Source organism: Kitasatospora albolonga (assembly GCF_039535905.1).
Taxonomy (GTDB): domain Bacteria; phylum Actinomycetota; class Actinomycetes; order Streptomycetales; family Streptomycetaceae; genus Kitasatospora; species Kitasatospora albolonga.
In genome coordinates this window covers 1-17,209 of sequence record NZ_BAAAYB010000127.1, presented here as the reverse complement: position 1 = coordinate 17,209, position 17,209 = coordinate 1, and the positions used below count along the sequence as shown (strand labels likewise).

Sequence of the window (17,209 nt, the reverse complement as noted above, 5' to 3'; positions counted from 1 at the left end):
CCGTTCTAGCCGAAGGTGAAGGCGAAGGCCTGGAGGCCCGGGGTCAGGCGGAGTTCGAGCTGCGCCTGACGGGCCGTGGCGTCGTCGGTGAGCCGGTAGAGGGTGGGGGTCCCGTGGATCTGGAGGGTCCCGGTCTGCTTGCCGTCGACCAGGACGGTGACGGTGCCTTCGCCGGCGAGGACGAGGTTGGCGTTCTTGGCGCGGTAGGTGAAGGCGAGGCGGGCGTCGGGGCCGGCGGTGAACCGTTCGTAGCCCGTGGTCCAGGTCCCGGCGAGGGAGAGCCGGCCCGGCGGGACGCCGTCGGCGGGGAAGGCGTAGACGGTCGCCTTGTCCTGGACCAGCCCGGGCGTGCCGGTGTAGCCGCGGATGCCGGTGGTGCTGAGGTAGGTCTCCGGTGTGCGGTCGGCCGCGAGCGCGTCGTTGGTCTGGCCCGTCGCCGGGGGCAGTTGGACCGTGGGGTCGGCCTGCCGGAGGAGGTCGCGGATCAGGTTCTCGGTCTGGGCGTAGCGGCCTTCGCCGAAGGTGAAGTAGCGGACGGTGCCCTGGGCGTCGACGAGGTACTTGGCGGGCCAGAAGCGGTTGCGGTAGTTGTCCCAGGTGTCGAGGTCGTTGTCGAGCGCCACGGGGTAGCTGACACCGAGTTTGCGGGCCTGGTCGGCGACGTTGCCGGCGTCCTTCTCGAACGCGAACTCCGGTGAGTGGACGCCGATGACGGCGAGGCCCTTGTCGCGGTAGGCGCGGTCCCAGGCCTCGATGTGGGGCAGGCTGCGCTGGCAGTTGATGCAGGAGTAGGTCCAGAAGTCGATCAGGACCACCTTCCCGCGCAGGGCGGCCAGGTCGACGGGTGCCCCGCCCGGTGTGTTGAGCCACTTGGCGATGCCGGCCAGCGGCGGGGCGGCGCCGCAGGAGCGGAGCTCGTCGACGCCGTCCTCGCAGCGGGCGAGGTCCTTGTTGGAGTCGTCGAACAGGCCGGAGAGCTTCTGCCGGGCGGTGTCGTTGTCCTCGACCCGCTTCTGCACGGTCGCCGTGTAGTCGGGCAGCGCCCGCTGCAGGGCGGTGGTGACGTCGAAGGCGAGGGCGAAGGCCAGCACGATCATCAGGCAGCCCGCCGCGATCCGAAGTTTGCGGGCGCGGGTGCGGAACGCGGCCACCCGCTCGGACACCCGGCGGCCCGCGAGCGCGAACACCAACAGCGGGATCGCGGTGCCGACGGCGAAGGCCAGGGTCAGCGCGACGATGCCGGCACTGATCTCCCCGCGGGCGCCCGCGACGGTGATCGCGGCGAGGACCGGGCCCGCGCAGGGCACGTAGAGCAGCCCGAGACCCAGCCCGAGGACGAAGGCGCTGCCCTCCTTGTTGACCCGGCGCTGCGGGATCCGGGAGAAGGGCCGTTCCAGCAGCCGCTCGACGGGCGGGAAGACGAGCCCGAGACCGATCAGGACCAGCAGTGCCAGCCCGGTGTAGCGCAGGACGTCCTGTGGCAGGCCCAGGGCCGAGATGATCGTGACCCCGAGCAGGGTGAAGAAGCTGAAGCTCAGCACCAGCCCGGCGACGACGGCGTACGGGCGGCGGTTGCGGCGGGGCGCCGACGGCGCTTCGGGGGCGGCGGTCACGACCGCCCCGGCTTCCGTCGGCGCCGCGTCCTTCGGGGCGGCCGGTGGTGTGGACGCACTGCTCGGGCCACCCGCGAGGAAGACCACGGGCAGGACCGGCAGGATGCACGGCGAGACCGCAGTGATCAGGCCGCCGAGCAGGCCGATCAGGACCAACGTGAGCATGAGGACCGCCTCCGTCCGAGGCAACGCCACCCGCGCCTCCTCACCCGGGAATTCGGAACCGCCCGGGGCCCAGATGGGTGCACCCGGCACTGCGCGGCGACGGATCCGGGGTGGCCCCGGTGCAGCGGCTCAGCGCCGGCGGGCGCGCCCACCGGCGGCTCGCGGCCTCGTCCGGCGGAAGGCCCCCGCCGGACGATGACGTGCCGTCAGGCGGCGGCCGCGAGGTCGGCGCGGCCGAAGAGCAGGGCGTAGCCGCGCGGGAGGTGGGCGAGGAGGCGGTCGGTGAGCTGCTCTCCGGCGAGGTCCGCGAGGGCGGCCAGGACTGCGGTGGTGTCCCAACGGGCGGTGGCGAGGGTGGTGTTCAGGGTGCGGGCGACCGCTTCGACGAAGGCGGGCCCGGCGACCGCCTCGGGCGCGGGGATCTGGGCGGCGAACAGGGCCCGGTCCTGCTCGGGCAGGACCGCGGCGAGGGCGCAGCGTTCGTCGCCGGCCAGTTGGCCGCCGAGGGCGGTGAGGACGGCGGCGAGGACGCTCTCGGTCTCCTGGTCGGTGGTGTGGTGGCCGTTGGCGCGGATCTGCTCGATGAGGCGGCGGTGGGTCATGGTGGTGGCCTTCCTGGGGCAGCCGGTGGGTCGGGGCGGTGGCGTGCTCGTCGCTCTGCGGATGTCCGGCGGCCGCGCCCCTCCCACGAGGGGTGCGGCCGCCGGACGGGCTGCGGGGTTCAGGCGCGGCTGCGGTGCTTGTTGCCCGTCACCAGGCGGTAGGCGATGAGGAGGATGACCGATCCGGCGACGGCCGCTATCCAGGTGGAGAGGTCGAAGAAGCCGTCGATGGAGTCGACGCCGAAGAGGACCTTGCCGAGCCAGCCGCCCAGTAGGCCGCCCGCGATGCCGAGGAGGATCGTGACGATGATGCCCCCGGGGTCCTTGCCCGGCATCAGTGCCTTGGCGATGAGGCCCGCGAACAGTCCGATCAGAATCCAGGCGATGATGCCCATGTGCTTCTCCTCACTCGGGGTACGACAGCGTCGGCACTCGTCTTCACCGATCTGCGATCCCCAAACCCACTGATCTTCCGCAGCCGCCCGAAGCGGACGTCGCCACGCACCGCCGTGAACCGGGCCCGACCCACCGCGGGTGGGGTCAGGTCGCGGTGCGGTCGGTGAGCGGCAGGGTGACGGTGATCCGCTTGCCACCCGCCGGCAGGGTCTGGACGGTGCAGGTGGCGGCCAGTTCCCGGACGATCGCCCATCCCCGCCCGCCGAGGGTGCCGAAGTCGTGCAGGGCAGCCCGGTCGGTGCGCGGGTGGCGGGGGTCGGCGTCCTCCACGGCGATCCGCAGCAGGCCGCCGCACTCCTCGATCCGGGTCTCGAACCCGGTGACGCCCCCGGCGTGGCGGATCGCGTTGGTGACCAGCTCGGTGGCGGCCAGGTGGGCGTCCGCCTCGGCCGTGGCGTGCACCGGCCCGGCCCCGACCAGCACCCGGCTGACGGCCCGCCGGGCCTGCGAGGCCGTCCGCACCGCGGTGTCCGAGAACGCTCTCCGGTCGCCCCGGGCACCGTCGTCGGCGAACGGGGACGGACGGGGAGACGGCATCGCGGTGACCTCGGATCGGTGAGCGGCCCCGCGGGAGCAGCGAGGGAGAGGTCTCCGCGGGCGGTCGGAGGCTCGCCTACCCCCGGACCCGTCCGGCATTCCGGTCCGGCCCGGGACACAAGGTGAGGGTGATGTGGATGCGTTTGCCGCGGCCGGGCAGGGCCCGCACGTCGACCGTGGTGGCGAGCAGCCGCACCAGGGGCCAGCCCCGGCCGCCGATCCGGGTGGGGTCGTCCAGGTCGGCGGCGGCGCCGCGCGGGTGGCGGGGGTCCGCGTCCTCGACGGTGACGTGCAGGACCTCCGCACCGGGATCAAGGGCGGCGGCGAAGGCGGTCACCCCGCCGGCGTGCCGGATGGCGTTGACGACCAGTTCGGTGGTGACCAGCAGGGCGTCGGCCTCCACCTGGGTCCCGGCCGCGACGGTGCCGTGCAGCACCCGGCCGACCAGGGCGCGGGCCTGGGCCGCGGACTCCACCGCCCCGGCGGCGGGCACCGACCCTGCGGCGGGCACCGGTCCGCCCGGCTTCGGCCCTGTCGGCACCGGCACGCTCCCCCGCCTCACCCGTTCGGGTGGTGGGTGCCGCGCCCGGCACCCTCGACGGCGGCCAGTGCGGCGGGCAGGTCGTCCGTGAAGGCGAGGTGGTCGCCGAGGTCGACGACCTCGAACAGCCTCCGCACCGTGGGGTGGAGCGGCCCGGCCAGCACCAGGGCCCGGCCCTCGGCGGCCATCCGCCGCCGGGCGAGCAGGAGGGTCTGCAGGACCGAGGAGTCCATGAACCGGACCGCCGCCAGGTCGACGACCACCGGCCCGGCCCCGGAGTCGAGTACGGCCTGGACCTCGGCGGTGAAGGCCGCCGCGGTCTCCCAGTCGAGCTCCGCCTGCGCCCGCACGACGCTCGTCCCGCCGGCGGCGGGGATCCGCGCCCCGCCTGTCGTCTCCTGAGCCATGACCGGCATCCTACTGACCTCTCCGGGGCGCGCCCTGACCGGCCGTCACCTGCCGCGGCCGGCCGGGGCGGACCGCACCAGGCCAGAGCCGGCCGGGGTCAGCCGGAGTCCGCCTCTCCGGCCGCGGCGGGCCGCCCGTACCAGTCGAGGCAGACGATGAGCGCGTCGTCCTGCGGGTCGTCGTCGCGGTGGACGGCGAGTTCGGTCAGGATCGCCCGGGGCACCTCCGCCGCCGGCAGCAGCCTGGTGGACTGGATGGCCCGGGCGAGCGCCGCCTTGCCGTAGATCTCTCCGGCCCGCGAGGCGACCGCGTGCACGCCGTCGCTGACGAAGATCAGCCGGTCGCCGGGCCGCACTTCGACGTGCTGGGCCTCGTAGGGGGTGTCGTCGGCGAGCCCCAGGGGCAGCTGGGCCTCGAACGGCACGTGCTCGACGGCGCCGGCCCGCAGCCGGTGCAGCTGCGGCGAGCCCGCGTCGACCACCTCGACCAGGCCGGTGTCGAGGTGGAACTCCAGCAGCAGGACCGACAGGTGGGCCTCGCCCCGGTGCTGGGCGTAGACGGCCTGGTCGGCCAGCGCGGCCTGGTCGGCGATGCCGATGCCGGCCCGGCGGGCGTTGCGCAGGGCGTTGACCGCGAGGTTGGTGAGCAGGGAGGCGTCGATGCCCTCGCCCATGCCGTTGGTGATGGTCAGCGTGAGGCGGTCCTCGGTGGCGGACCAGTCGAAGTTGTCGCCGTGGATGGCGTACGCGGGTTCGAGCTGCGCGCCGATCGCGTACTCCTCGCGGGCGCAGGCGCGGGCCGGCAGCAGCTGCCACTGCATCTCGGCGGCCAGGGTGAGGCGGTCCTTGCGGCGGGCCTGCAGGTAGAGGTCGGTGTCGCGTTCGGCGACCACCATCTGGTGGCCGAGCATCTCGGCGATCTCGAGCAGCTCGTCCCGCAGCTCCGGGGCCGGGTGGCCGGGGTCGAGGTCGAGGCTGAGCACGCCGAGGCGGTCGCCGCGCACGGTGACCGGCAGGTGCAGGAGCGTGCGGTCGGGCCCGGTCTCGGCGAAGGGCTGCTGGGAGCCGAAGGCCCGGCCCGGGGCGCTGGTGTGCACCGACACCGGCGCGGCGGTGAGCGGGAGGTCCGTCACCCGCTGAAGGACCGTCAGGCTGTAGTCGGCGAGCAGCAGTTCGGCCGTCCGCACGCGGTAGTGGCGCGTCAGGACGTCGCGCAGGGCGTCCAGCAGTGCGTAGGGGGCGGCGGTGCGCAGGGCGCGCTCCGCGGTGGCCGGGCCGGTCGTCACTCGTGCTCCTCGTTCTTCTGAAGGTCGGTTGATACGGCGTCGGGATGTCGTTGTCGTCCGGGAGGGTGTCAGGATGGGTCCATGAACCCCGCCTCCCCGCTTCCGGGCCCCGTCGACGCGGCGACCACGCTGTCGTCGGTCGCCGAGCTGCTGGAGGTGCTCTGGGGCGGCGGCCGGGACCTGGCCGCGACCCCGGTGTCGGTGTCGCAGCTGCGGGTGCTCTACGTCCTGGCGGAGAGCGACGGGATCAACCTGCGCACCCTCACCGAGATCCTGGCCTCGCGCCCGTCCTCGGTGAGCCGGCTGTGCGACCGCCTGGAGGCGGTCGGGCTCCTCCAGCGCGGGGCCAGCCCGGTCAGCCGGCGCGAGCTGGAGCTGCGCCTCACCCCGGCCGGGCGGAGCTTCGTGGCCGACCTGCGTGCGGCGCGGGAGGCGTCGCTGGGCGAGATCCTGGCCGTCATGTCGCCCTCCGACCGCCGGGCGCTGCTGACCGGGCTGACCGCGTTCCGGGCCGCCAGCGCCGCTGCGGCCGGGCCGGCCGCGGGCGGTGCCGCGGCAGCGGGCGTGCGCACCGCCTGAACACCTCGGCTCCTCAGGTCGGGATCTTCCGTGACGATTCCCGCATTCTTCCACACCGAAAATGTTGCCGAGCGGAAAATGTTGCCGCGCTTCCGCCTGGGTCGGGGGCCAGGTTGCCAGCGGACGCCGGCATGGGGGATTGTTGCCGGACGACAACTGTTCCGTCGACTTGATGAGGTGAGGGATCCGCCCAGCGGGTCTTCGACACTTGCTACCCATCCCCTCGCAGACCACCGAGACCCGGCACTTCCCCTGGTCGGGCGCGCCGTACCCGGCCCTGGTCGCCGACGCGCAGGACACCCTGACCCAGCGCAACGACGCCGCGGGCCTGCTGCTGCCGCTCTCCACCCCGGGGACGCCACTGGCCGACGCGGTCCCCGCCTGGCTCTACGAGGCGCACCGCGCCCTGGTCCGGACCGTCGATGGGACCGGAGGACGGACCGCAGGTCGGGGCGCCGAGGGCCCGCCCTCCGGTCCCATCGACGGCCGCACCTTCGAGGCCCACCCGAGCGTGCGGGCCGACGGCACGGTGGCCTGGTGGCTGGTGGACGACACCGACCGCCGGCTCGCCCGGGAGGCACTGCGGATGGAACGGGAACGGACCGCTTTCCTCGCCAGGGCGTCCAGCGCCCTGCTCTCCTCCCTCAACCTCGAACGCTGCATGAACACCACCGCCCGGCTGGCCGCGGAGAACCTCGCCGACGCCGCCCTGGTCCTCGCCCCCGCCAAGGGTGCGTGGCTCCCGGTGGTCAGCTGCCTGCGCGGCGGCGACCCCGTCGCCTCGCAGCACGCGGTGGACCCCGACGGGGTGCCCGGCCTCGGCGAGGCCCTGCGCGGCTTCCCGCCCGTCCCCTCGCGCTGGATCGACCCGGCCTCGGCCCCGGAGTGGATGCTGCCGGAGGGCTTCGGCCCGGTCGGCTCGATCGTCATCACCCCGCTCCCGGGCCACGGCGTGCCGGCCGGCGCGCTGGTGCTGCTGCGCCGTTCGGAGAGCGCCGCGTTCTCGGAGGCCGAGGAGGTGTTCGCCCGCCTGTTCGCCGCCCGCTCCGGGGCGGCGATGTCGGCCGCCCGGCTGTACTCGGAACAGGCCGCGATCAGCGAGATCCTGATGCGCGAGCTGCTGCCGCCGGTGCTGCACCAGGTCGCGGGGGTGGACTTCGCCGGCGGCTACCGGCCGTCCGCCGACCACGAGCGGGTCGGCGGGGACTTCTACGACGTGCACCCCGCCGTGGTGGAGGGCGAGGCGTCCCTGGTCACCATGGGGGACGTCTGCGGCAAGGGCCTGGAGGCCGCCGTGCTGACCGGGAAGATCCGCAACACCCTGCACGCCCTGCTGCCGCTGGCCGACGACCACGAGCGGATGCTCGACCTGTTGAACACCGCGCTGCTCACCTCGCGCCACACCCGCTTCGCGACGGTGGTGCTGGCCTCGGCCGTCCGGCGGGGCGGCGTGGTGGACCTGCGGCTGACCAGCGGCGGACACCCCGCGCCACTGATCGTCCGGGCGGACGGCACCGTCCACGAGGCCGACACCCACGGCAACCTGGTGGGGGTGCTCCCCCGGGTCGTCGCCCGTACCGCCGAAGTCGCCCTCGCACCGGGCGAGTTCTGCGTCCTGTACACCGACGGGATCACCGAGGCCCGGGGCGGGCCGATGGGAGACGCCCAGTTCGGCGAGGAGCGCCTGCAGCGGGCGCTGGCCGGGTGCGCGGGCATGCCGGCCGAGGGCGTCGTGGAGCACGTCCTGATGCTCGCCGCCCAGTGGCTCGGCGGGCGCCGGCACGACGACATGGCCGTCGTCGTCATCGCCGCACCGCCGGCCCGGCACCTGACCGCGGTGGACGGGCACACCCGGGGCCGGTACACCGCGTGACCACCGGCACCTCCGCCCGGCCCGCCGCCCCGCGCCCGGACCGGCTGGCCGACGCCCTGCTCGACGCCGTGCTGGCCATGGACGCCGACGCCGCCGCCGCGCTGGTGATGGGCGCCCTGGCCGACGGCCTGGCCCCGGAGCACCTGCTGCTGGACGTGATCGCGGTGGTGCAGCGCCGGATCGGCGAGCGGTGGGCCGACGACACCATCAGCGTCGCCCAGGAGCACGCCGCCACCGCCGTCAACGAGCGCGCCGTCGCCGCCCTCGCCGCGCGGACCCCCGACCCGCTCACCCCCGCGCGCGGCCGGGTCACCGTGGCCTGCGTGGACGGCGAGTGGCACGCGCTGCCCGCCCGGCTGCTGGCCGAGGTCCTCCGGCTGCGGGGCTGGCAGGTCGACTTCCTGGGCGCCCAGGTGCCCGCCACCCGGCTGATCGCCCACCTCCACACCACCCCGACCGACGTGGTCGCCCTGTCCGGCTCGATCACCACCCGACTGCCCGCCGCCCACGCGGCCGTCACCGCCTGCCAGGCCGTCGGCGTCCCGGTGATGGTCGGCGGCGCGGCCTTCGGCCCCGACGGCCGCTACGCCGAGCTGCTGGGCGCCGACGCCTGGGCCCCGGACGCCCGCGCGGCGGCGGACCTGCTGGCCGCGCGGCCGCTGCCGCGCCCGCAGCCCGACCACCAGCCCCTGGACGACCTGCCGCACCTGACCGACCAGGAGTACACCCTGGTCACCCGGAGCAGGGCCGAACTGGTCCGCACCGTCCTCGCCGGCCTGGAGGCCGCCGTCCCGGCCGTGGCCGCCTACAACGACCTCCAGCGCGAGCGCACCGCCGAGGACCTCGCCCACATCGTCGACTTCCTCGCCACCGCGCTCTACCTCGACGACCAGGACCTGTTCGGGGCCTTCCTCACCTGGACCACCCGGATCCTGGTACGAAGGGGTGTGCCAGCCGCCAGCCTGCCCCCCGCGCTCGTCCTGCTGGCCGACGAGCTCAAGGACTTTCCCCGCGCCACCCGGATCCTCGGCCACGGCCTGCGGGGACTGACGCACCAGCCCACCGCCACCACCGGGAAGACCGCATGACCAGCTCGCCCCTCACCCCGCTCCGCCTGACCACGGCCGACGACGGCCACGTCCTCCGGATGGAGCTGCACGGCGACCTGGACCACGACAGCGCCGACCTGCTGCTCGACCAGGTCACCGCCCGCCTCGCCGAGCGGCCTGGCCTGGAGCACCTGCACCTGCACTGCGCCGGGCTCGACACCGTCGACTCCACCGGCCTGTCGGTCCTGCTGATGATCCGCCGCCGGACCGACACGGCCTCGGTGCAGCTCCACCTGGACGACCGCCCCGCCCGCCTGGAGCGCCTGCTCCGGGTCACCGGCACGCTCGACCACCTCACCGCCGTCTCCCCCGTCGGCGACGGGGGCCGGGTGGGCTCCGCCGCCGGCCGCCCCGGGAGCGGCGGCTGACGCACCGTCAGTCCCGCTGCAGCAGGCCCAGCTGCCGGTGGACGGCGGAGCCCACCCGCTGCTCGTCACCGGTGGCGAGCAGGTCGAGCAGCGCTCCGCGCAGCACCGCCAGCGTCAGCGTGCGGCGGACGGCGCCCTCCTCGGTGTCCCGCTCGGCGGTCGGCTGGCAGTCGGCGAGCACGTCGAGCCAGTCGGTGACGGTGCTCCGCGCGAATCCCGCCCACGGGCCGTCGGGGTTCACCAGCGAGCGGGCGTACGCCTCGGCCCACAGGCGCAGCAGCGGCCGGTGCTCCTCCGCCGCGAGCCAGCTCCACACCCCGCGCGCGGCCTCGGCGAGGCCGACCGGCCGCTCGGGCCGGCGGAGTTCGGCCAGCAGCCCGAGCTCGTCCTCGCGGGCCCGCTCCAGCAGCGCCCGCACGAGCCCGTCCTTGGTCCCGAACAGGAACATCAGGACCCGGGTGCTGGACCCGATCGCCTCGGCCAGCGGGCGCAGCGACAGGTCGTTCAGACCGTGGCGGAGCGAGTAGCGGTACGCGGCCTCCAGCAGCTCGGTCTGACGCGGGGAGGGGTTTGCGGCGGTCGGAGGCACGGGCCTAGTCTAGGGCCACTGACACACTCGTGTCAGTAACGGAGCATGCCGATCCGACGACGGAGCGTCTTCATGGAACAGGTCCGCGACCCCCGGGTCACCCTCCGCCGAGCCGACCGCCCGGGCGACCTCGGCTGGATCGTGATGGCCCACGGCGAGCTGTACGACCGTCAGTTCGGCTGGGGCACCGCCTTCGAGACCCTGGTCGCCCGGATCGTCGCGGACTACGCGACCACACCGCCCTCGGCACCGCAGGAGGCCTGGATCGCGGAGGTCGACGGCGAGCGGGCCGGCTGCGTCATGCTCGTCGGCGACGGACAGCCGGGCACCGCCAGACTCCGCGTCCTGCTCGTCGACCCGGCCGCCCGGGGCCTCGGCCTCGGCACCCGCCTGGTCGAGACCGCCCTGCACTTCGCCCGCGCCTCCGCCTACCGGCGGGTGACCCTCTGGACCACCGACAACCTGCTGTCCGCCCGCCGGATCTACCAGCACTTCGGCTTCCGCCTCACCGACGAGAAGCCCCACGAGGGCTTCGGCCAAGGCCTGCTGGGCCAGACCTGGACCCTCGAACTCCCCACCGCCGACCGTCACCCCGACTCCCCCTGACAGGCCTGGGCCCGGGCGCACCGGTCGCATCCGGCAGGAGGACATCGGGCACCCCGGGCCACCGCCCTCAGACCCGCAGCCGGGCCAGGCACTCCTCCAGGTCGAGGTGCGCGCTCTCGGTGCCGGCCGGGACCTGCGCGAAGCAGTCGGCCAGGAAGGCCTCCACCTGCGCTCCGGACACCGCGAGGACCGCGCTCCCGGCGCAGCCGTGCAGCTCGATCAGGAGCGAGCCGTCCGCAGCGGGAGAGATCAGTACGTCACCCTCCCCGACCGCTTCGCGGCGGCCGCGCTCCAGCAGGTCACGCCCGAAGGTCCAGCACACCGGCGGCTCGCCGCCCCCGAACGGGTGGGCGTCCGCCACGCCGAAGTACACGGCGTACGGGTCGACGGGGTCGTAGGCGAGCCGGCCCGCGAGGACCACCTCCGGGTACGGGCTGCTGAGCACCCGTACGTCCAGCCGCTGCAGAACGGTCCGCGAAGCTCTCAACGTTCCCCCTCGGGACGGGCCGGGCGGCCGCGCTCGCCGCCCGGCCGCCGTCTCGAGGTGCGGCTGCCCCGTCCGCGCGGAAGCACACATCGGAGCGGGCCGCCGATCACGCCCCGCCGGTCTCCGGCCCCTCCGACGCTGCCGCCCGGCGCCGGTGACGGGGGAAGGCCCGGCGCTCGGTCTCGACCGGGACGAGCCGGTGGGCGCCGCGGTGACGCCCGTACGGTGCGGTGGCCACCTCGACGGCGGCGGCGGCGATCAACGCGAGCAACAGCAGGAGCATCATGGGCGGAACCTCCAACGTGCCGGGCCGGTCGGACGTCCTTCCTCCTGCCCCCGATCGCGGCACCGATGCCCCGGTTCACCCTCCCGCCCGATCCGGACACCGGTCCGGCCGACGGACCGCTCCCTCCCGTCAGAGGAAGTGCCGGATCGGCGCGGTGGCCGCCTCCAGGGCACGGCGGGCCGGGCCGCGGCGGTGCCAGCGGGTGGCGGTGACGGCCTCACTGCGGTTCAGGTCCTGGTCGAAGTCCCGGTCCAGCCGGGCGGTGAACTCCTGGTCCACCACGGCGAGGACCACCTCCTCGTCGTGGTCCAGCGAGCGGCGGTTGAAGTTGGCCGAGCCGATGACCGACATCTCACCGTCCATGGTGAGCACCTTGGCGTGCATCATCGTCGGCCCGTACTGCCACACCGTCACCCCGCACGCGGTCATCCGCCCGAAGTGGCGCTCGCCCGCCAACTGGCAGACCCGCTTGTCCATGTGACGCCCCGGCACCAGCAGTTCGACCTCGACGCCGCGTCCGGCGGCCTCGCAGAGCAGGTCGACGAAGTAGTCGTCGGGCGCGAAGTACGCCGTGGCCAGGCGCAGCCGGTGTTCGGCGGAGGAGATCACCACCCGCATCAGGGTCTGGAGGTCCTGCCAGCCGACCGCGGCCGATCCGCGCACCACCTGGACCACCGCACCTCCCGGCTGCTCGTGCGCCTCGAACCGGTCGGCCTCGTCGTACAGCGTGCCGGGGGCGCACTCGGCCCAGTTCTGCGCGAAGGCGGCGGCGATGCCGTCCACCGCCGGGCCGACCACCCGGACGTGGGTGTCCCGCCACTCCCCCGGGTGGCGGGCGTCGCCGCACCACTCCTCGGCGATGCCGACGCCCCCGGTGAACGCGGTCCGGCCGTCCACCACCAGGACCTTGCGGTGGCAGCGGTGGTTCTGCTTGAACGGCGACAGGCGCACCGGCCGCCGGAACCAGGAGATCCGGACGCCCGACCGCTCCATCTCGTCGATCAGTTCCGGTTCGATCAGCCGGCTGCCGAAGCCGTCCAGCAGGAGCCGCACCCGCACGCCCTCGGACGCCTTGCGGGCCAGTGCCCGGGCGAACCGGCGGGCGATGTCGCCGCGCCAGTAGACGAAGGTCATCAGGTCGACGGTGTGCCGGGCGCCGTCCACGGCCTCCAGCATCGCCGGGAAGATCTCGTCGCCGTTGCGCAGCGGGCTGAGCAGGTTCCCCTCGGTCGCGGCGATTCCGAGCAGCCCTTCCAGGCGGCGGCGCAGCAGCGGTCCGCGGGCGGCCGCCGAGGAGGCCGGGGCGGGTACGGGGGTCGCGGGATCGGCTTCGATCTGGGTGGTCATCGGGGTCTGCTCCGTCCTGACGGGGGGCGCTGGTGGCGCTGACGGATCTCCGGCTACCCGCTCGCGCCCGATCGACGCCCGGGCGGGCGAGGAGCCGGGCCGTGGCCGCCGTCACCCCGCCGGCGACGCCGGCCGCGAACGGAAGCGGATGAAAACCGCAGATCGGGGGACACGCCGTCCATGACGAGGACTCAGGAGCGCTCCGCTCGGATCGGCGCACCGGCCCGCACGGTGGCCGGCGTGGTGGCCTGCTCGGCAGCCGTCCAGACGGGTGTGCTGGTCGTGGCCGGGCTGGTGATCACCCACCCGCCGGGCGGGTGGTGGGACCCGGGCGAGCGAGGAGTGGTGGCCTGGCTGGCCGCCCACCGCTCCCCCGCCCTGACCACCGCCTCCGCCTGGCTGTCCACGCTCGCCTTCACTCCGGCGATCGTCGCGGTGACGGCGGTCGCCGCCGCCGTGGTGCTGATCCTGCGTCAGTGGCGGGGCGCGGCCCTGCTGGCGGGGGCGGTGGCGCTCCAGGCCACCGTCTTCGTGACCGCCGCCCACCTGGTCGACCGGAGCCGGCCGGAGGTGCTCCGCCTCGACGGCGCCCTGCCGACCTCCAGCTTCCCGTCCGGGCACGTCGGCGCCGCGACCGCGCTGTACGGCGGCCTGGGGCTGCTGGCGCTGCGCGCGGCGGGGGGGCGGGCGGTGGCGGGTCGTGGTGTGCGCGGTGGCCTGGACCGTGCCGTTGCTGGTGGCCGCCTCACGGCTGTACCGGGGCATGCACCACCCCACCGACGTGGTGGCGGGTGCGGTGTGAACGGCGCGGCCGCGCTCTGGGTGGTGTCGCGGGCCCTGTCCGCCGGTGAGCGGCGCTCCGCCGTACCCGACGCCCCTGGGCACCGCTCCGCCCCACCGGCCGACGACCGCGCGGGCGGCCCCGTCGCGCTGGTCTACAACCCGGTGGGCGTGGACGACGCGCTCCTGGACCAGCTCGCCGCCGCCGTCACGGCACACGGCCACCTCCCACCACGCCTGCTTCCCGGCTCGGCACGTCAATACAAGGAGACTCGCCGGGCCGCTCGCGGATCCCTCGCCGGCCGCGGCCACCGGGGACGGCCTGCGACCGACCGACGCGCGCCGCCTACGGGACGCCACAACCCTGCTGGTTGTGTCCCGTGCGGCAACCCCACGGCAATACCAGAGATAGAGCTGCCTGTCACTCGACCGCGACACACACATCGGCCGTATAGGTGAGCGCCGACCACGACCCGGTCTCGAGGGCGTCCGATCACGTCCGAACCGCGCCGGTCGTCTCGGCGGTGCACGTCTACTGCAGCTACACAGACACAGCACGGTATCAGAATCGGACATACCGATACAATGGCGTTCAGAGTGAAGCGCAGGCCTGACCGCCTACGCGACCGCCACGAGCCCGACCCTAAGTGCGCCCACCAGGAACGGGCGACTGAGGCCTACAGCGCCGCCCGATCAATGGGCCATCACCACCCGCCATGGGCCTGAACTGGTCTCCCGGCACCCCAGCGGCTCGGCTGGACCTGCTCTGACCGGCTCTCTGGGCTACTCCCCCCCACCCCTTCGCGCTTTGAGGCACACCGGTCCGGACCTGTCACACTTTCGCGCTGCTGCCTACTCCGTGACACGTACCAGAGCACCTTCACCCTTTGGCACCACCACACCGCGGTGAACGGCGCGCCAACCACGCTTTGAAGAACGGATGAGCCGTGCGAGTCGGTGCTGCATAGCGTCGTGCCACGATGCTTCCACCGAACGGCGGCGCCGTCTATCGCCCTGCCCCACCAGTCAAGACCGCCGGTGTACCCTGACCGACAGAGACTGCTCGGACTCGGTACCAATGAGTGGCTGCACGCTATGACTGCGCGCACGGTCCTGCGCACCGCATGAGCGGCCGCCGATCCAGTCGCTACGCTACGCGGTTGACTGCACCCGCACTGGCGCACGGCTCCTGCACGCGACGCACGGGCTCGACCGCATCCTGGCTCCCACATAGACAGCATTCTCCGCGGCCGACCCGGATCGTAGCTCGAGCTCACCGAACGATCCGTCCCGCCACGCGCAGATGCGACACGGCGCCGCTCGGTCGACGCTACGGAACACGGTCGTCCTAGGCCCTGACGGTCCGTCCTGGGCGGGGACCGACCCCGTAGACGGATCCGCGGTGCATCCGGCCCGTGCCCGCCGCGACTCCAGACGAGAACGACACACGGAGCTGGCGCGCTAGAGAGACCCAGCACAGACGGACTCCCGCGACCGACTCGTCCAGTCCCCGAACGGACACCTAGGCCAAGACCCGCACTTGATCGCGTGAACAAGCCCGCCGAGGCTCCCGGCCGCTTGGCCATATGATGCTACAGCACCTTGTGTACTGCGCGCACCAGACGACAAAGAGCCACACGTGTCTTATACGGGATACAGCTCCGTACGGCTGCGAGATCTCGAGCCTGGTCCTGAATGGTCTCAACTAACCAGCTCTGATGCCATCTATCAACGCGCATTCCGCTTACGCCAGATCGCGCTTCAGCTCCCCACGGCCCAGCCGCTCTCTCTGCCTTGCCCCATGGTGCGTAAGCTAGTGCCACCTGTGCTCGCCGATTCGCCATCGCTCCACATAGCCAATGTCGCGCTACCACCTCGCCTCCTCCCGCAGCGGCACGTGGGGGAAGGCGCCCGGTTCGGCCCGGTTCTGCTCCGGGCCAGGTCCGACCTGCCTTCCGTGCGCGAGAATGACCTTTCGATGTAGGATAGTGTAGCAGCCCACGAATTGCTACCGTTGCATTCCGTCGATGCACTGGCTGCGTCCCCGAGTCCACGCGCCGACCTGGTCCGGCGTAACGCGCTCGACCCGCAGCAGCCGCGCGACACCCCGGCTGGCCAGACCCGTTACTGCGCATTCGGCTTCGGCGCGCCTTGTTCGCCCTCAAAACAAACCTGATCACACGCTGTAAAGCTGCCCCCGATTCGAGGCGCGGCTGCGAACCGCATCTACGGCAATCGGGAACGAAGGGAACACCGTACGCGTTCCACACCGACAAGTTCACGGCAGTGCAGACCCACATCGACACTGATGGACACCGTTCACGAGGAACAGCAGACGGTACACTGCCCCTCTCGGCCCACCGCTGCTTGCCGTCCTCGTTCTATACCTCGGCTCAAGATCCCGCCCCACAATCTAGGCTGTCAGCAGGCCGTATCCCCGCCCCCCTAGACGTAGGTGTGCTCTGTGTCTAGGCGCTTGCGCTGCACACGGTGGGCGTACCGGCCAGCCGTCCCCTGCGTACCCGCGCCTGCGCTAGGCCTCGCTCGCGCTGACTACTGCTCATCGCACTGTAACTTCCACGCCCGGCCTGGATATACGCTTCCGTTGTGCGGGGTTACGTCCCCGTCCGGTCGGACATCGCAATACTCCGGACGCTACACCGTCTGGCTCGCCGCCGGGGCCGGGGAGATACCGCTAGCTGGTGAGCTTCTGGCTGAACGCGGAGGACCTCCTGGGCTGACTGCACCCGGTGTCTACCTCCGCCTGACAGCGAGCGAAACTCGCCTTTGGTACTGGGCCTTTCGTTACTGACGAGAGCCCATTTCAAGTTACCCGTTCAGGCCCCGGTCTCACTCGCTCCCCTTCGCACTGGTCCTACTCTCGACGATGTCACAGATCTTCCTCTGTTCTACTATGGCCCGAGCTCTCGCCGCGCCCACGCTGCGATGGCATGACATCGCACCGGATTCGCCCCCGCACCCCGTCCTGCCCGAACGGAACGGAGCTGCCTGATCCGCCCGTCTGCTGAGTCCTCGCCACCGCCGCCCGCTCCCTCCGCTAGCGCGGACTACGACACTACATGCGGACGGACCCTGCCGCTTTGCTCTCGGCGAGCGCTCTGCTGACGCGCCGTTGTGACTTCCGCGGTATACGCACCGTATTCGTCTTCGTGCCGTATCCAGCAGCGCGGGTACGCTGCCACTCGCGAGTTGCATGCTGGTGCTGATCGAGGCCAACTCGGCACACACGCATGCACACGCCCATGATGCACTGGCGCCGCACCGCACGCGGTCTGCCACATCCGCCCCGTAGCGCGACCACCCGCCGCGCCGTCAACCGCGACTTGCGCTGGACTCAGCGTAGGGCGTGGTGGGTATCCGCTGACGCTACTGTCTGCCTGGTCCGAACTGGTCGCCGTCCTCAATGGAATGATAGCACACACACACTCACCGCTCCTCCTCTGGACTGATCGGGTAGTGGGCCGTCAAAGTTGCCGCCGGCACGTCGACCGCGGCCGCCGCCACCGCGCTGCCCGACCCGGTGGCTAACGCCCAGCCGGCTTTCTGTACCCCCGGCA

Annotated in this window: 17 protein-coding genes; 6 read left to right on the top strand and 11 right to left on the bottom strand. The window is 73.0% G+C overall.

What is annotated here, in order from left to right; translation table 11 throughout:
• Positions 1 to 5: 5 nt before the first annotated feature.
• From ABD946_RS31180 to ABD946_RS31150, 7 genes are all read right to left on the bottom strand, one after another.
• Positions 6 to 1,778: a cytochrome c biogenesis protein DipZ gene (locus ABD946_RS31180; RefSeq protein ID WP_345288933.1), complete on the bottom strand. Its 1,773-nt coding sequence runs from the start codon at positions 1,776 to 1,778 to the stop codon at positions 6 to 8.
• Positions 1,779 to 1,984: 206 nt separating this feature from the next.
• Positions 1,985 to 2,380, bottom strand: a complete 396-nt coding sequence (locus tag ABD946_RS31175) for a DUF2267 domain-containing protein (protein WP_345288932.1) — start codon at positions 2,378 to 2,380, stop codon at positions 1,985 to 1,987.
• Between the two features lie 119 nt (positions 2,381 to 2,499).
• Positions 2,500 to 2,775, bottom strand: coding sequence for a GlsB/YeaQ/YmgE family stress response membrane protein (locus ABD946_RS31170; RefSeq protein ID WP_345288931.1), 276 nt, complete (start codon positions 2,773 to 2,775; stop codon positions 2,500 to 2,502).
• A gap of 145 nt (positions 2,776 to 2,920) precedes the next feature.
• Positions 2,921 to 3,373: an ATP-binding protein gene (locus tag ABD946_RS31165; protein ID WP_345288930.1), complete on the bottom strand. Its 453-nt coding sequence runs from the start codon at positions 3,371 to 3,373 to the stop codon at positions 2,921 to 2,923.
• A 76-nt stretch (positions 3,374 to 3,449) separates the two neighbouring features.
• A complete protein-coding gene (locus ABD946_RS31160) occupies positions 3,450 to 3,914 on the bottom strand; it encodes an ATP-binding protein (protein ID WP_345288929.1) in 465 nt (154 codons plus the stop codon).
• Between the two features lie 17 nt (positions 3,915 to 3,931).
• Complete coding sequence (locus tag ABD946_RS31155) at positions 3,932 to 4,321, bottom strand: STAS domain-containing protein (protein WP_345288928.1); 390 nt, start codon at positions 4,319 to 4,321, stop codon at positions 3,932 to 3,934.
• A 98-nt stretch (positions 4,322 to 4,419) separates the two neighbouring features.
• A complete protein-coding gene (locus ABD946_RS31150) occupies positions 4,420 to 5,607 on the bottom strand; it encodes a PP2C family protein-serine/threonine phosphatase (protein WP_345288926.1) in 1,188 nt (395 codons plus the stop codon).
• Positions 5,608 to 5,688: 81 nt separating this feature from the next.
• Here ABD946_RS31150 and ABD946_RS31145 point away from each other — a divergent pair, with 81 nt between their 5' ends.
• The 4 genes from ABD946_RS31145 (at position 5,689) to ABD946_RS31130 (ending at position 9,536) form a co-directional block, all read left to right on the top strand.
• The gene (locus ABD946_RS31145; RefSeq protein WP_345288925.1) at positions 5,689 to 6,186 is read left to right on the top strand and encodes a MarR family winged helix-turn-helix transcriptional regulator; all 498 of its coding nucleotides are present in this window, start codon (positions 5,689 to 5,691) and stop codon (positions 6,184 to 6,186) included.
• A 277-nt stretch (positions 6,187 to 6,463) separates the two neighbouring features.
• A complete protein-coding gene (locus ABD946_RS31140) occupies positions 6,464 to 8,059 on the top strand; it encodes a PP2C family protein-serine/threonine phosphatase (RefSeq protein WP_345288983.1) in 1,596 nt (531 codons plus the stop codon).
• Complete coding sequence (locus ABD946_RS31135; protein ID WP_380149826.1) at positions 8,056 to 9,147, top strand: cobalamin B12-binding domain-containing protein; 1,092 nt, start codon at positions 8,056 to 8,058, stop codon at positions 9,145 to 9,147. The genes ABD946_RS31140 and ABD946_RS31135 overlap by 4 nt, the downstream gene beginning before the upstream one ends.
• The gene (locus ABD946_RS31130) at positions 9,144 to 9,536 is read left to right on the top strand and encodes an STAS domain-containing protein (RefSeq protein ID WP_345288924.1); all 393 of its coding nucleotides are present in this window, start codon (positions 9,144 to 9,146) and stop codon (positions 9,534 to 9,536) included. The genes ABD946_RS31135 and ABD946_RS31130 overlap by 4 nt, the downstream gene beginning before the upstream one ends.
• A gap of 7 nt (positions 9,537 to 9,543) precedes the next feature.
• Here ABD946_RS31130 and ABD946_RS31125 read toward each other — a convergent pair whose 3' ends face one another.
• Entirely contained in the window at positions 9,544 to 10,125 is a 582-nt protein-coding gene (locus ABD946_RS31125) for a TetR/AcrR family transcriptional regulator (RefSeq protein ID WP_345288923.1), read from the bottom strand.
• Positions 10,126 to 10,197: 72 nt separating this feature from the next.
• Here ABD946_RS31125 and ABD946_RS31120 point away from each other — a divergent pair, with 72 nt between their 5' ends.
• Positions 10,198 to 10,731, top strand: a complete 534-nt coding sequence (locus tag ABD946_RS31120) for a GNAT family N-acetyltransferase (protein WP_380149825.1) — start codon at positions 10,198 to 10,200, stop codon at positions 10,729 to 10,731.
• 67 nt (positions 10,732 to 10,798) lie between these two features.
• Here the strand turns inward: ABD946_RS31120 and ABD946_RS31115 are convergent, their stop codons facing one another.
• From ABD946_RS31115 to ABD946_RS31105, 3 genes are all read right to left on the bottom strand, one after another.
• A complete protein-coding gene (locus ABD946_RS31115) occupies positions 10,799 to 11,218 on the bottom strand; it encodes an SsgA family sporulation/cell division regulator (protein WP_345288920.1) in 420 nt (139 codons plus the stop codon).
• 106 nt (positions 11,219 to 11,324) lie between these two features.
• On the bottom strand, positions 11,325 to 11,504 hold the full coding sequence (locus ABD946_RS31110; protein WP_345288919.1) for a hypothetical protein: 180 nt from the start codon (positions 11,502 to 11,504) through the stop codon (positions 11,325 to 11,327).
• A 129-nt stretch (positions 11,505 to 11,633) separates the two neighbouring features.
• Positions 11,634 to 12,851 (bottom strand): phospholipase D-like domain-containing protein, encoded by a 1,218-nt coding sequence (locus ABD946_RS31105; protein ID WP_345288918.1) that lies wholly within the window; start codon positions 12,849 to 12,851, stop codon positions 11,634 to 11,636.
• Between the two features lie 180 nt (positions 12,852 to 13,031).
• Between ABD946_RS31105 and ABD946_RS31100 the strand changes: the two genes are divergently transcribed.
• Complete coding sequence (locus ABD946_RS31100) at positions 13,032 to 14,090, top strand: phosphatase PAP2 family protein (protein ID WP_345288917.1); 1,059 nt, start codon at positions 13,032 to 13,034, stop codon at positions 14,088 to 14,090.
• Positions 14,091 to 17,209: the final 3,119 nt, after the last annotated feature.

Bases quoted from the DNA above. Each gene is read 5' to 3' on its own strand.
- ABD946_RS31180 (WP_345288933.1), bottom strand. From the start codon at position 1,778: ATGCTCACGTTGGTCCTGATCGGCCTGCTCGGCGGCCTGATCACTGCG.
- ABD946_RS31175 (WP_345288932.1), bottom strand. From the start codon at position 2,380: ATGACCCACCGCCGCCTCATCGAGCAGATCCGCGCCAACGGCCACCAC.
- ABD946_RS31170 (WP_345288931.1), bottom strand. From the start codon at position 2,775: ATGGGCATCATCGCCTGGATTCTGATCGGACTGTTCGCGGGCCTCATC.
- ABD946_RS31165 (WP_345288930.1), bottom strand. From the start codon at position 3,373: ATGCCGTCTCCCCGTCCGTCCCCGTTCGCCGACGACGGTGCCCGGGGC.
- ABD946_RS31155 (WP_345288928.1), bottom strand. From the start codon at position 4,321: ATGGCTCAGGAGACGACAGGCGGGGCGCGGATCCCCGCCGCCGGCGGG.
- ABD946_RS31145 (WP_345288925.1), top strand. From the start codon at position 5,689: ATGAACCCCGCCTCCCCGCTTCCGGGCCCCGTCGACGCGGCGACCACG.
- ABD946_RS31130 (WP_345288924.1), top strand. From the start codon at position 9,144: ATGACCAGCTCGCCCCTCACCCCGCTCCGCCTGACCACGGCCGACGAC.
- ABD946_RS31120 (WP_380149825.1), top strand. From the start codon at position 10,198: ATGGAACAGGTCCGCGACCCCCGGGTCACCCTCCGCCGAGCCGACCGC.
- ABD946_RS31110 (WP_345288919.1), bottom strand. From the start codon at position 11,504: ATGATGCTCCTGCTGTTGCTCGCGTTGATCGCCGCCGCCGCCGTCGAG.
- ABD946_RS31105 (WP_345288918.1), bottom strand. From the start codon at position 12,851: ATGACCACCCAGATCGAAGCCGATCCCGCGACCCCCGTACCCGCCCCG.
- ABD946_RS31100 (WP_345288917.1), top strand. From the start codon at position 13,032: ATGACGAGGACTCAGGAGCGCTCCGCTCGGATCGGCGCACCGGCCCGC.